The 13,560-nt window shown below is 72.1% G+C and carries 10 protein-coding genes; 3 read left to right on the top strand and 7 right to left on the bottom strand.

Features of this window, described 5'->3' with window-relative positions:
• Positions 1-123: 123 nt before the first annotated feature.
• Positions 124-957: a hypothetical protein gene (locus tag AOM09_RS08185; RefSeq protein ID WP_062386660.1), complete on the bottom strand. Its 834-nt coding sequence runs from the start codon at positions 955-957 to the stop codon at positions 124-126.
• Positions 958-1,252: 295 nt separating this feature from the next.
• Here AOM09_RS08185 and AOM09_RS08190 point away from each other — a divergent pair, with 295 nt between their 5' ends.
• On the top strand, positions 1,253-2,470 hold the full coding sequence (locus tag AOM09_RS08190; RefSeq protein WP_174452917.1) for a cobalamin-independent methionine synthase II family protein: 1,218 nt from the start codon (positions 1,253-1,255) through the stop codon (positions 2,468-2,470).
• Between the two features lie 44 nt (positions 2,471-2,514).
• On the opposite strand, the gene AOM09_RS08195 is transcribed toward AOM09_RS08190, so the two are convergent.
• The 5 genes from AOM09_RS08195 to gad form a co-directional block, all read right to left on the bottom strand.
• Positions 2,515-3,159 (bottom strand): Pr6Pr family membrane protein, encoded by a 645-nt coding sequence (locus AOM09_RS08195; RefSeq protein WP_062386663.1) that lies wholly within the window; start codon positions 3,157-3,159, stop codon positions 2,515-2,517.
• 10 nt (positions 3,160-3,169) lie between these two features.
• On the bottom strand, positions 3,170-4,252 hold the full coding sequence (locus AOM09_RS08200; protein WP_062386666.1) for a glycosyltransferase: 1,083 nt from the start codon (positions 4,250-4,252) through the stop codon (positions 3,170-3,172).
• A 1-nt stretch (position 4,253) separates the two neighbouring features.
• The gene (locus AOM09_RS08205) at positions 4,254-5,159 is read right to left on the bottom strand and encodes a phosphodiester glycosidase family protein (RefSeq protein WP_062386668.1); all 906 of its coding nucleotides are present in this window, start codon (positions 5,157-5,159) and stop codon (positions 4,254-4,256) included.
• Between the two features lie 79 nt (positions 5,160-5,238).
• Entirely contained in the window at positions 5,239-6,618 is a 1,380-nt protein-coding gene (locus AOM09_RS08210; RefSeq protein WP_062386671.1) for an NAD(P)-binding protein, read from the bottom strand.
• A 50-nt stretch (positions 6,619-6,668) separates the two neighbouring features.
• Positions 6,669-8,012: a glutamate decarboxylase gene (gad, locus tag AOM09_RS08215; RefSeq protein ID WP_062386674.1), complete on the bottom strand. Its 1,344-nt coding sequence runs from the start codon at positions 8,010-8,012 to the stop codon at positions 6,669-6,671.
• Positions 8,013-8,150: 138 nt separating this feature from the next.
• Between gad and AOM09_RS08220 the strand changes: the two genes are divergently transcribed.
• Positions 8,151-9,215 (top strand): tRNA-dihydrouridine synthase, encoded by a 1,065-nt coding sequence (locus AOM09_RS08220; RefSeq protein WP_062386677.1) that lies wholly within the window; start codon positions 8,151-8,153, stop codon positions 9,213-9,215.
• On the opposite strand, the gene AOM09_RS08225 is transcribed toward AOM09_RS08220, so the two are convergent.
• Positions 9,193-10,854 (bottom strand): M15 family metallopeptidase, encoded by a 1,662-nt coding sequence (locus AOM09_RS08225; protein WP_062386679.1) that lies wholly within the window; start codon positions 10,852-10,854, stop codon positions 9,193-9,195. The two genes, AOM09_RS08220 and AOM09_RS08225, sit on opposite strands and share 23 nt — an antisense overlap.
• A 469-nt stretch (positions 10,855-11,323) precedes the next feature.
• Here AOM09_RS08225 and nrdD point away from each other — a divergent pair, with 469 nt between their 5' ends.
• A complete protein-coding gene (gene nrdD, locus AOM09_RS08230; RefSeq protein WP_062386681.1) occupies positions 11,324-13,558 on the top strand; it encodes an anaerobic ribonucleoside-triphosphate reductase in 2,235 nt (744 codons plus the stop codon).
• Positions 13,559-13,560 lie beyond the last annotated feature (2 nt).

Here is a 13,560-nt window from a genome sequence, read left to right on the forward strand (position 1 = left end):
CCGATTCCGGGGCGGGAACCAGCGCAGAGAGACGGGTGGCGCACGATCCTTGCGGCTGGAGGAAAGACGACGCCCCACGCTCCTGGTGGGAGGCGTGGGGCGTCGGTGCGGCCGGTCCGCGGGTCAGCGACCGGACGGATCTCCGAGGCGGCGCCGGGCGGCGAGCGCCACATCGTGGTGCGGGTGCGTGACGAACAGGCTGACGCGGTCCTCGGGGAGACGGGGGTTCCGCAGGAGCGCCGTGAGCACGAGGGGGTGGCGCTCGGTCATGACCGAGCTCGCCAGCGTCTCCGTCGCGGTCGAGGGGTTCTGGGCGACCCACCAGCGGACGTCGGCGTCCGTGTCGCGCGCGAGCGCGGCGAGCTCGTCGACCGGGGTCGAGATGTCGGACGCCCTCTGGAGGCGGTTGACGGCCTCGGTGCCCTTCTCGATGTCGCCGGCCACGCTGGACAGCGCCTCCGCGACCTCCGCCTTGGTGTCCTTGTACCGGCTCGACACGTCGCGGACGTACTCCGCGAGCTCGTAGGCCTCGTCCGCACGCGCCATGATCTCGAGCGCGGTGCGCGACGTGGGGTTGTGCACCTCGGACCGGATGACCAGGGCGGTGCTGCGCAGCGCCTCGGCGAGCGCGAAGGACAGGTGGGACGTGTCGCCGTCGGCCTCGGAGCGGTACTGGCCCTCGGTCCGGCCCAGCACGGCAAGCGACTGGGCGACGGCCTCGGTGCGGCCACGCTCGGTCGCGCGCTGCATGACCTCGTCGCCCTCCTGCAGCTCGGCCGCCTCCCGTAGCTCGTGGTTGAGCTCGATGACGGCGGCGGCGAAGAACATCGTGTCGCACACCCGACCGGACGCGCACGTCGGGCAGGAGTGGTCCTCGATGGTCAGCTGCGCCGCGTCCAGCACGCGTTCCCGGTCGACGGCGACCGTCGGTGCTCCACCCATGTCGTGCGAGTCCACCCGTTCCTCCTCCAGCCACCCGCTCCCCTCGAGCGGTCGCGGCGTTCACAGGCCACCATCGGCGGCCCGGTCGTGAAGTGTAGGGATCTTGCGGACCAGGTTTCGTCATGGTGTGCGGAATCTCACGCCGCGACCGCACGAGGCACGGCTCGGTTTGGCCCGGGGAGGCCCCTCGGGGCAGACTGGACGGCACCGCCGCGCATCAAACGAGGCCTCGGATCCACCCCGGGTGGGCATTGCCGGCGGGCAGTCCCTGCACGCATGCGGGCGCTCGCCCGCGACCTGAGGAGCCTCGATGTCCGACCTGACGATCCAGACCACCACCGCCGGCTCGCTGCCGCGCTCGCCCGAGCTCGTCGCGGCGACCTCGGCGCTCGAGGTCGCCGAGGACGGCTTCACGCTCGTCCCGACGGACGAGTACAAGGAGATCGCGGCCCAGGCCGTCGTGGACCTGGTCCGCCGCCAGGTGGACGCGGGCCTCACCATCGTCGGCGACGGCGAGTACGGCAAGGCGATGACGGCGGCCCACGACTTCGGCGCGTGGTGGTCGTACTCCTTCCAGCGCACCGCGGGCCTCGCCCTGCCGCAGCCCGACGCGCCCCGCCCGGGTCCCGTCCGGTCCGAGCCCGGGCACGTGCGCCTCACGTCGATGGAGGACCGTCGCGACTGGGTCCGCTTCGCCGCCGCCTACTTCGACCCGACGTCCGGCGTGCTCATGGGCGAGCCGCCCTTCTGGCCCGAGGCCGTCGGCCCGCTGTCGTACCGCGGGCATGACGCGATCGCGTCCGACATCGCGCACCTGCGTGCGGGCCTCGACGCCGCGGGCATCGAGACCGGCTTCATCACGTCGCTCGCCCCCGGGAGCGCGGCGCGCATCGGGAACTCGTTCTTCGCGAGCGAGGAGGAGCACATCTGGGCGTGGGCCGATGTCATGCGCGAGGAGTACAAGGCCATCGTCGACGCGGGCCTCACCGTGCAGCTTGACGATCCGTCCCTCGCCGAGAGCTGGGACCAGATCAACCCCGAGCCGTCCGTCGCGGACTACCGCGCGTTCCTCCAGACCCGCATCGACGCGATCAACCACGCGATCGCGGGGCTCCCGCGCGAGCAGGTGCGCATCCACCTGTGCTGGGGCTCGTGGCACGGACCTCACACCACTGACCTCGAGCTGCGGCACATCGTCGACCTCGTCGCCCAGATCGACGCCGGTGCGATCTCGTTCGAGGCCGGCAACGTCCGGCACGAGCACGAGTGGAAGGTGTGGCGCGACGTCGAGCTGCCCGCGGGCACGAAGCTGCTGCCCGGCGTGGTGAGCCACGCCACCAACGTGGTGGAGCACCCGGACCTGGTCGCGGACCGCATCGTGCGCTTCGCCGAGATCGTCGGTCCCGAGAACGTCATCGCCTCGACGGACTGCGGCCTCGGCGGCCGCGTGCACCCGCAGATCGCGTGGGCGAAGCTGGAGTCGCTGGGCGAGGGCGCGCGTCGCGCGGCCGCGCTGCTCGACGGCTGAGCGCACGCCGGTGGCGCCGTGCCCACGGGCGGCGCCACCGGACCTCAGCGGGGCGGAGGGACGATGCGCGCGGGCACGGCCCCGGGCCAGAACGTCGCCGGGCGAAGCACGGCGAGCACGCGCAGGAGCGCCGACACCACGAGCCCGACGGCGGCGATCGCGCCGAGGGTACCGACGATCGCGGCCGCGCCACGTGCGGGATCCAGGAACGGGTACGGCACCCAGCCGTCGAGGAACGCCCGCACGAACAGGTACGACACCCAGATCGCGGGAAGGCTGAGGACGCTCCACAGGGTGCCCAGCGGGAGGCGCCGTCGCCCGCCGATGAGGACCCAGTCGGCGACGAGGATCGCACCCGCGCCGCCGTGGAGCACGGCGTTCGCCCAGGGGAAGTAGGGCGACGTGTACGGCGCGAGCAGCGCCCAGTAGACGGCGCCGACGATGACGAGGTACGTCGCCGAGTTGACGCGCAGCAACGTGACCCAGCGCCGCTCGGGGCGTGCGACGCGTGCGGACGCCAGCAAGGCGATGATCCCGGCGATGTTCGCGAGGGGGGTGAAGTATCCCGGCAGCTGTCCCCAGGTGAACGTGCCGAAGGTGAGATCGGCCCACGCCTGGAAGCCCAGGGCGGAGGCGATCACGGACGCGCCGAGAAGGCGGAGGATGCGGATCGTGGCGTCTTTGCTCACGCTCGGGACTTTACCAAACCGTGACGTCGTTTTGGCGCAAGCCGGGCGTGTCTTTCACGTCGTGGCGGCGGGAGCGCGCGGCCGGGAACACCGCGGCGCGTTGGATCCCGAAGGACAGGACCCAGAGCCCGAGGTCGGTGATCACCTTCGCGAGGAGCAGCGGGACGCCGAGCTGGGTGAGCAGCGCGAGGGAGAGATAGCTCGCGACCAGGATGCCTGCCGCGAGCGCCGCGTACCTCGCCGCCTGCGCGGCCACCGGACCGTGGGAGCGGAAGACCGCGCGCCGGTTGACCGCGAAGTTCGCGCCGGCGGAGACCAGCCGGGCCCCCACGACCGCGAGCGCGAGCGATCCGGTGAGGGCGCGCAGGGCGAGCAGCAGCGCGGCATCGAGCGCGAACGCGCCGAGCGAGGAGGCCGCGAACAGCGCGAGCGGGGCGACGATGCGCGCCGAGTCACGCAGCGGGCGGAAGTGGGAACCCGCGTTGCCGTCCATGTACACGGTCCCGATGCGTACCTCGATCACCGGGATGCCGTGCCGGGCGGCCTCGAGCAGCAGGCGAAGTTCGTAGGCGAAGCGCTCGCCACGCACCTCCACGGCCCACGCGAGGAGGCCCGGCGGGTAGCCGCGCAGCCCGGTCTGCGTGTCGCCGAGCCGCAGCCCGCTCACGAGCGCCATCGCGGCGGAGGCTGCGCGGTTGCCCACGCGCGACCGCCAGGGGACGTCGCCCGTGAAGGCGCGGGCGCCGAGCACGACGGCATCGGCGAGCCCCGCAGCGGCCCGTCGCTCGAGCACGGCGGCGACCGCCTCGACGTCCTCGGGCAGATGCTGCCCGTCCGAGTCCGCGCACACCACGGCATGCCCCGGCCGGTGCGCGAGGGCCCAGCGCATCCCGGTGCGAAGCGCGGCCGCCTTGCCGCGGTTCGACCCGTGCGCGACCAGGGTGGCTCCCGCGGCGCGCGCGGCCGCGAACTCGGCCGCGTAGCGCGGGCCGGAGCCGTCGTCGACCACCAGCACGTCGTGTCGCGGGCGGAGAGATCGTACGAGCGCGGCCAGCCGCGCATCGGGCTCGTACGCGGGGATCACGATGAGCACGTCAACCCACCCACAGGATGTCGGACGTGCCTCGCTCCTCGCCGCGGCCGCCGGGGACGTTGATCACGTCGCCGTCGCTCACCATGGTCGAGGACCCGCCGCCGTCGAGGTTGTACGCCTCGGTCGCGCCGAGGTCGATCATGAGCGACGCGAGCTCGTCGAGGGTCACGCCCGCACTGACGTCCGAGCGCCCGTCGACCACCACCAGCACGTAGTGGTTCGCCGCGATCATGCCGATCGCCGTGCGCGGCTGGTCGCCCTGGATCGAGTGGTTGCCGACGTTGGTGTCGACTTCGACCTGGTCGATCCCTTCCACGACGGCGCCGTCGTCCACGAGGGCGGGTCCGAAGGACAGCGTCTGCCACGCGCCCGCCTCGAGGAGCTCCTGCGCTGTCGTGGTGGTCTCGTCGTAGACCTCCATGGTGCCGTCGGCGTAGATCACCGCACCCTCGCGGGCGGGCTCGTCGCGGTAGACCACCCCGTTGCGGATCTCGATCCCGTCGGAGCGGAAGCCGTAGTAGTCGCCGTTGACGGCGAGGGACGCGCCTACCGAGGCGGCGATCGACGACGGCACGTCGATGATGTTCTCGCCGAACGCATCGTCCGCGAACGCGGACCGCAGCTGGGTGATGTCGCTCAGGACGATGTCCGCGACGAAGTACGTCGCCGCATCGTCCCCCGTGCCGTAGGTGCCCGTGGTGACGGTGACCTCGGGCGCCTCGGCGTCAGCGGTGTCCGCGACCGCGACGGCGGCCTCCTGGGCGGAGGCGTCGGCCACCTCGACGTGGTCGATCACGTAGCGGTCGAGCGCCCAGGCGACCACGCTCGCGAGCACCAGCAGCACGGTGGCGGCGGCGAGCAGGAGGCGTCGGCGGAGGGGATGGGGACGTGCGGTCGCGCGGTTCATGCAGGAAAGGTACGAACCGCGCCCCGGCACTTCGCTGGGAGCCGGCTCGGGGTTCGCCGTGAACGCCGGGCGTTGACGGTCAGGGTGCGATGCCCGCGAGCTCCGCGAGGCGCCGCGTCGCCGCCGCGTCGGCGCGGGCGATGCGCTCGCGTGCCTCGTCCCAGGCGCGTGAGGCGTAGCCCTGCGGCACGCGCGCCGGGTTGAGGTGCACCTCGCGCGCCCACGCGCGGATGTCAGGTTCGCGCGAGTAGGCCGCCACGGACCGCGCACCCCGCACGGTCATCTCCGCCCACTGCGCGCGGGTGTCGCCGTAGGACGTCGGCGGGCAGAGCGCGTTCTTGGCGTGGTCGTCGGACCGTGTCGCCTCGACGTAGCCGATGAGGGCCGCACCGAAGCAGGGGAACCCGGCGCGGATCGGCTGCAGCGTGATCGCGTCGGTGGTCCACACGGGTACCGGGGCGGGGCGAGGGAGGCCGTCCGCCGCGCAGTGGACGACGGCGGCCCCCGGGGGCAGGGGCACGTCGCCGTCCTCGAACGACAGGCCCCGGCGCTCGACCCGTCTGAGGTGCCCGAGGCGCGCCACGTCCTCGACCTCGCGCAGCAGTGCGAGCTCCCACCGCGCGAGCGTGGGAGTCTTCGCCATCGTCGGCGTGACGGCGCGGTCGATCCGCAGCATCACTCCCGCGTCCTCGAGGCGCGCAAAGAGCTCCTCGAGCGACCGGGCCCGTGCCGCGGACTCCCAGACGGCGGCCGCCATGCCGGTGAACACCGCGGGGTCGGGTTGCGCCACGGCGCGGTCGAGCATCCACGGCTCCCGCGGACGCACCCAGGTGATCCGCCCGGGGTCCACGCCCGCGCCGAGCGCGTGGACCACCGCGTCGGTGGCGGTCTTGCCCGATCCGACGATGACCAGGCGGGACGCGTCCAGGCACGCGTCGAGACGGCCGACGGGAAGCACCGTGGTGTCGGCGGCCACCTCGAACGGCGGCGGCGACGTGGCTGGGATCGTGGGGGAGAGGAACCGCGCGTCGACGATGCGGGCGCCGGGACGCACGCGCACGGACGCGGCGCCCGCATCGTCGAGGCGCCTCATCATGCCGGCGCCGACGTGCTCGTAGCCGCCGACGTACGCGACCCGGCCCGTCGCGACGAGGGTGTCGAGCACCGTGGAGCAGTAGGCGCGCACCTCGGCGCCCGAGGCTCGTTCGTGCAGACCCGCCTCGGGACCCGCGGACTGCCGACGCCCTCCCCCGAGGAGCATCGAGGCCACGCCGTAGAACGCGCTCGCCTGGTGAAGGCGGACGAACGGATACGCGTCGCACCAATGGCCGCCGGGATCCCCGCGGCGGTCGACGATCGCGACGGTGGCGTCCGTGTAGGACACGAGCGCGTCCGTGAAGGCCAGCCCGGACGCGCCGGCACCGACCACCAGGTAGTCCGCGTCGAGCACCGTGGTCACGCCCTCAGGGAACCACCCGGGCCGCGGTCCCGCCAGCCCGCGTCGGCGCGCTAGTGGTGGAAGGCGGTGCCCTCCCGCTCCACGGGGATCGGTCCGTCGAGAGCGTCGAGATAGGCGACGCACTCGCGGAAGTCCTCGAGGAAGTCGCGCGCGACGGCGCGCCTGCCGCGACGGACCACGAGGCGCTGGACGGTGATCTGCTCGAGGTCCTCGGGCATCGGGTAGGACGGCACCTGCCATCCGCGCGCGCGGAGGCGATCGGACAGGTGGTGCAAGGTCCAGTTCTCGGTGTATCCCTCCTTGAGCCGATAGGCGAGCACCGGGATGTCGCTGCCGTCGCTCAGCAGCTCGAACGGCCCCATCGCCGCGATCTCGCCCGCGACGTAGCGCGCCACGTCGCGCGTGTGGGAGTGCACGGCCGTATAACCCTCGCGGCCGAGCCGGAGGAACAGGTAGTACTGCAGCAGCACCTGGGCGCCGGGCCGCGAGAAGTTGAGCGCCAGTGTGGGCATGTCGCCGCCGAGGTAGCTCACGCGGAACACCATGTCCTCCGGCAGGTGCTCCTCCGAGCGCCAGACCGCCCAGCCGAGGCCCGGGTAGACCAGGCCGTACTTGTGGCCGGACGTGTTGATGGAGACGACGCGCTCGAGCCGGAAGTCCCACTCGAGGTCGGGCTGCAGGAACGGCGCCACCATCGCGCCCGACGCCCCGTCGACGTGGATGGGGACGTCGAGCCCCGTGCGCTCCGCCAGCGCGTCGAGGGCGGCGGCGATGCGCGCGACGGGCTCGTAGGCGCCGGTGTAGGTGACGCCGAGGATGGCGACCACCCCGATGGTGCGCTCGTCGACGTACGCGTCGAGGCCGTCGCCGTCGAGGGTCGGGTGCGCGGCGGATACCGGCACCAGCCGCATCTCGATGTCCCAGTAGTTGCAGAACTTCTCCCAGCACACCTGGACCGCGGCGCTCATCACCAGGTTCGGGCGGTCGATTGGTTCGCTCGCCGCGCGCCGCCGCGCCCGCCAGCGACGCATGAGGGCCAGGCCCGCGAGCATGGCGGCCTCGGACGAGCCGATGGTGGACGTGCCGATCGCCCGTGCCGGATCCGGCGCGTGCCAGAGGTCCGCGAGGATGCGCCAACACCGCGTCTCGATCTCCGCGGTCTTGGGGTACTCGTCCTTGTCGATCATGTTCTTGTCGACGGTCTCGGCGTAGAGCCGGTTCGCATGCTCGTCCATCCACGTGCCTACGAAGGTCGCGAGGTTGAGGCGCGCGTTGCCGTCGAGCATCGCCTCGTCGTGGACGATCTGGTAGGCGATGTCGGGCGCCATCGAGCCGTCCGGCAGCGTGAACCAGGGGGCGGCGAAGTCGTCGAAGTCGCTGGAGTCGATGGGCATGCCGATCCTCCTCGGAGCCAGGGCCGATGCGCGCCGGTCCCGTTCCACCGTACGCCGGGCGCGCGCGCCTCGCCCGGCGCCGCCGGGTGGCCCAAGGTCCCCTGCCGGGCGTCGGTGCCGGGGATAGCCTCGGGCACCATGACCTGGTTCTACGACCCGCGCCGCACCTATGAGGACAACCTCGCCGCGGGGCCGTTCGGCGCGTTCCTCGGCGAGCCTGCGCCCGTGCCGGACGCTCCGCCGGGGCACTCCCTGCTGGGCCGCCCGCTGCACAGCCCCTTCGGCATCGCCGCCGGGCCGCTGGTCAACGCCGCGTACTGCGCGGCCGCGTTCCGGCAAGGGTTCGACCTCGCCGTCTACAAGACCGTCCGCACGGGCCACCAGGAGAGTCACCCGTTCCCGAACACCCTCGCGGTCCACGTCGACGGCGACCTGCCGGCCGGCGGTTCGGCCACGGTGCTCGCGGACTCCGACCTGGACGCGGCGACCAGCATCTCGAACTCCTTCGGCGTGCCGTCGCGCTCTCCCGACGCGTGGCAGCCGGACATGGCGGACGCCGTCGCGGCGGCGGGGGAGGGGCAGCTGCTCATCGCATCGTTCCAGGGCACGCGGCGCGACGGCGGGGACGGCGACGCCTACCTCGCCGACCATGTCGCGGCCGCGCGGCTGGTCGCGGAGACGGGCGCGCCCGTGGTGGAGCTCAACCTCAGCTGCCCCAACGAGGGCACCGGGAGCCTGCTGTGCTTCGACACCGCCGCGGTCACGCGCATCGCCGCCGCCGTGAAGGACCAGCTGGGCGATGTCCCGCTGATCCTCAAGCTCGCCTACTTCGCGGACGATGCGGCGCTCGGGCAGCTCGTGCGCGCCACGGCGCACGTGGTGGACGGCTACGCCGCGATCAACACGCTGCCGGCACGGCTCGTCGACGCCGAGGGCGCGCCGGCGCTGCCCGGTGCGGGACGCGACATCGCGGGCGTGTGCGGCGACGCGATCCGGTGGGCTGGGCTCGACATGGTCGGGAGGCTCGCGCGCCACCGGGACCGCCTGGGCGCCGACGTCGCGATCGTCGGCGTGGGCGGCGTGCTCGCACCGGCGCACCACCTCGCGTATCGCACGGCCGGCGCGGATGCTGTCATGTGCGCGACGGGTGCGTTGCTGGACCCCGGGCTCGGGTCCGCGGTCAGGCGCTCAGCGAGCTCGTGACGTGCTTGAGCAGGCTCGGCTCGTCGGGGAGCTTCGCCGAGACTCCGGGCGCCACGAACTCGAGATGCCAGGACTCGGGCTTCGAGCCGCCGGCCCGCGCCCACAGCGGGTGGACCCAGCCGTAGCGCTCGCCGTTGGCGCGCATCCACGTCGCCGACGCCGCGTCGAAGTCCGCGGCCATCCCCCAGCCGTGGTTCGAGGTGCCGGGAGCGGCGGCGAGGTAGCCCTTCGACGCCTTGGTGGCCACCTGCGCGCTGTACGAGCGGTAGCTCGAGGCGAGCGAGAGGTGCCGCCCGGTCTCCGCGTAGTAGTCGTCGTCGGCCTGCTCGAGCGCGGCGGCGGCGTCGCACTGCAGGGAGTGGCCCTTCGCGAACGACAGCTGGCACAGCTCGGAGCCCGGCAGGTAGCCGTTCGAGTAGGAGATGCCGGACGGTGCGCCTGACCAGCCCTCCTGGCGCGCGGCGGCCGCGGTGAGGTAGTCGCCGGTCATGTTGTCGTAGGCCGCGGCGACGGCCTCGCGGTACGCGGCCTTACGTTCTTGGTTGACCTTGTCCCGGCGCTTGTTCTCCTGCTTCACCCACGCCTGGTGGGACTCGTAGAGCGCCTGCTCGGCGGTCGCGAGGTCCTCGGTCGCGCCGGCGATCTGCTGCTGCAACGCGTCGACGGCGGCATTGTCCTCGCGATCGATCTCGACCTCGCCGTACGCGAGCAGGTTCTGCCGCGCCACCCTGAGGTCGGTGAGGACGGCGTCGTCCGCGACGTTGCCGTCGACGGCGTCGAGCATCCCTGTCGAGGACTCGGCGAGCCCCTTGATCGACGCGACGCGCTCGTCCAGGCTCAGGTTGGACTGCTCGAGCGTCGCCTCCGCGGTGGCGGCCTCGAGGACCGCGGTGGTGCCCTCGATGCGCCGCGTGGCGACGTCCAGCTGGCTCGCGGCCGCCTCGAGCCGGGCCACGGTCGCGGTGACCGTCTCGAGGTCCGAGACCTCGCCGCGCAGCACCTGGGCGACCTCGGCCTCATCGACGATCTCGGCGAGCGCGGCCGCCTCCTCGTCGTCCGTCGCCGCGGACGAGGGCGACGCATCGGGCTCGGACGATGCCTCGGCGCTCGGCGACGCCGACGGTGACGCGCTGGGCGACACGCTGGGCTCGGCGGACGGCTCCGCGCTGGCCGTCGGCTCGGCCGCCTCGATCTCCGCGCTCAGCTCGCCGAGCACGGCGGACGCGTCGACGGTGATGACCGGCGACGCCGCGTACGGCCCGTACATCTCGGTCTCGCCCGCCTCGGGGTTGAGGAAGGACGGCGGCGCGATCGCAGTCGCGCTCACGGTGATGTGGTGCTGCTCCGCCGTGTAGGCGGCCGTGCTGGCCGCCTGCGCGAGCTGCGCCGCGGCCTCGGCCACCGTGTCCGCGTCCGAGACGTCCGCCGACACCTCCGAGATCTCGCGGGCCTTGTCGAGCGTCGCCTCGAGCTTCACGCGCTCCTCGTCGAGCAGCCGCGCCTGCTCCCGCGCCTGCTCCACCGCGTCGCCGACGCGGTGCTCGTGCACGCCGAGGGCGACGGCGATGCCGCCGAGGAAGCAGCAGACCGCGAACGTGGTCGCGGACTGCAGGGTGAGGGGCGATCGATTCTTGCGCACAGGGCTCCAGGGTCGGGAACAAGGACAGCCCATGCCGCGTGCGCCAACGGCCCGGCCGATGGTGCACCCAGCGGCAGGGCACTCGTAAGACGATAACTTCGCTATCGAGTGACAGAACGGGCGGTTCGCGCATTTCGTTCCTGCGACCGCTTGCGTCGGGGTGCCGTTCGGGTACGATGCGCGGTCGCACCAGGGATGTCATCACCCCGGGGGTATCGCAGGTCGCCGCCGTGTGATCTGCGTCTCACGATGACGGATTCGTGCGTGGAGCGACACGCCGGTGGAGGCGGACGCGCGCGGCCTCCGCGCGGAGCGTCGTCGCACGCACATGGCCCGATCCGCCGCGCGGCCACCACCGCCAGGGACCTTGGACCCAGCCGCACCAGACCACGAGATCTAGTGTTGTCGCGTTCGCTGCGCCACTACATGTAGTGGTGAGGCCGCCGAGGGAGAGGAAGGGGAGCGGGACATGAGCCTGACGGAGCTGGAGGGTGCACAGCACGGTGCACGGGACGCGTTGCACGTGGTCAAGCGCGACGGACGCACGCTGCGCTTCGACGACCGGCGCATCGGCGCGGCGCTCGCGAAGGCCTTCGCGGCCGTCCATGGCGACCTCTCCGCGGGCCACGAGCAGACCGTGGACGCCCTGGTGGCGCGGATCGACGCGGAGCTCGCGGCGCGCTTCAGCGGCGAGGTGAAGATCTACGAGATCCAGAGCGTGGTGGAGCACGAGCTGCTCGAGGCGGGGGAGTACGAGGTCGCCCGCGCCTACATCGACTACCGCGTCGACCGTGACATCTCGCGCAGCAAGGCGATGGACCTCAACCACTCGATCACGCGCCTGCTGAGCAAGGACTCGGCCGTGGTGCACGAGAACGCCAACAAGGACGCCGAGGTCTACAACACGCAGCGCGACCTCACCGCGGGCATGGTCGGCAAGGCCATCGGCCTGCGGATGCTCCCGGCGCACGTGGCGAACGCCCACCAGAAGGGCGACCTGCACTACCACGACCTCGACTACCACCCCTATGCGCCGATGACGAACTGCTGCCTCATCGACTTCCGCACGATGCTGTCGACCGGCTTCCGGATCGGCAACGCCCAGGTGGAGCCGCCGCGGTCGATCCAGACGGCGACGGCGCAGATCTCCCAGATCATCGCGAACGTCTCGTCCAGCCAGTACGGCGGCTGCACCGTCAACCGCATCGACGAGCTGCTCGCGCCGTACGCCGCGCTCAACCGCGCGAAGCACGAGTCCGAGGCGGCGGAGTGGATCGAGGACCCCGCGCGGCGTGAGGCCTACGTGCGCGAGCGCACGCGCAAGGACATCTACGACGCGATGCAGTCCCTCGAGTACGAGATCAACACGCTCTTCACGTCGAACGGCCAGACCCCGTTCACCTCGATCGGCTTCGGCCTGGGCACTGGCTGGTACGAGCGCGAGATCCAGAAGGCGATCCTGCAGATCCGCATCCGCGGGCTCGGCCGCGAGGGACGCACCGCGATCTTCCCCAAGCTGCTGTTCACGGTGAAGCGCGGCCTCAACCTTCGTGAGGACGATCCGAACTACGACGTGAAGCAGCTCGCGCTCGAATGCGCGACCAAGCGCATGTACCCGGACGTCCTCAGCTACGACAAGATCGTCGAGATCACCGGGTCCTTCAAGGCGCCGATGGGCTGCCGCTCCTTCCTCCAGGGATGGGAGGACGCGGACGGCGAGGACGTGGTCGAGGGCCGGATGAACCTCGGCGTCGTCACGCTCAACCTGCCGCGCATCGCGCTCGAGTCCGCGGGCGACCAAGGCGTGTTCTGGCGGCTCCTCGGCGAGCGGCTCGAGACGATGCACGATGCGCTCGCTTTCCGCATCGAGCGGTGCAAGGAGGCCGTGCCGGGCAACGCGCCGATCCTCTACGTGCATGGCGCGTTCGGCAAGCGGCTGGGTCCCGCCGAGGACGTCGACACGCTCTTCCGCGACGGCCGTGCCACGGTGTCGCTCGGCTACATCGGGCTCTACGAGGTCGCAGCCGCCTTCTACGGCGGCGCGTGGGAGTCGAACCCGGAGGCCAAGGAGCTGACGTTGCGCGTGCTCCGTACGCTGCGCGACCGCGCGGCGGCATGGAAGGCCGCGAGCGGCTATCACGTCAGCGTGTACTCGACGCCGTCGGAGAGCCTCACGGACAGGTTCTGCCGCCTCGACAAGGAGCGCTTCGGCTCCGTGCCGGACATCACCGACAAGGACTACTACACGAACAGCTTCCACTACGACGTGCGCAAGAACCCGACGCCGTTCGAGAAGCTCGACTTCGAGGCCGAGTACGCGCCCCTCACCTCGGGCGGGTTCATCCACTACTGCGAGTACCCGGTCCTCCAGCAGAACCCCAAGGCGCTCGAGGCGGTGTGGGACTACGCCTACGACCGCGTCGGCTACCTGGGCACCAACACGCCCATCGACCGCTGCTTCGCGTGCGGCTACGCGGGCGACTTCGACCCGACGGCGCGGGGCTTCGCCTGCCCCGCGTGCGGCAACGAGGACCCGCGCACGTGCGACGTGGTCAAGCGCACGTGCGGTTACCTGGGCAACCCGCAGCAGCGGCCGATGGTGCACGGCCGCCACCAGGAGATCGCGGCCCGCGTCAAGCACCTCCCGGGCGACGTGCGGGTGCCGCCCGCGCTGGTCGACAGGCTCACCATCCCCGAGGCGTGAGG

This window comes from Demequina iriomotensis, assembly GCF_000971395.1.
Lineage (GTDB): Bacteria > Actinomycetota > Actinomycetes > Actinomycetales > Demequinaceae > Demequina > Demequina iriomotensis.

Coding starts and splice junctions, on each gene's coding strand:
- AOM09_RS08220 (WP_062386677.1), top strand. CDS start 8,151: ATGACCTGGTTCTACGACCCGCGCCGCACCTATGAGGACAACCTCGCC.
- nrdD (WP_062386681.1), top strand. CDS start 11,324: ATGAGCCTGACGGAGCTGGAGGGTGCACAGCACGGTGCACGGGACGCG.
- AOM09_RS08190 (WP_174452917.1), top strand. CDS start 1,253: ATGTCCGACCTGACGATCCAGACCACCACCGCCGGCTCGCTGCCGCGC.
- AOM09_RS08205 (WP_062386668.1), bottom strand. CDS start 5,159: ATGAACCGCGCGACCGCACGTCCCCATCCCCTCCGCCGACGCCTCCTG.
- gad (WP_062386674.1), bottom strand. CDS start 8,012: ATGCCCATCGACTCCAGCGACTTCGACGACTTCGCCGCCCCCTGGTTC.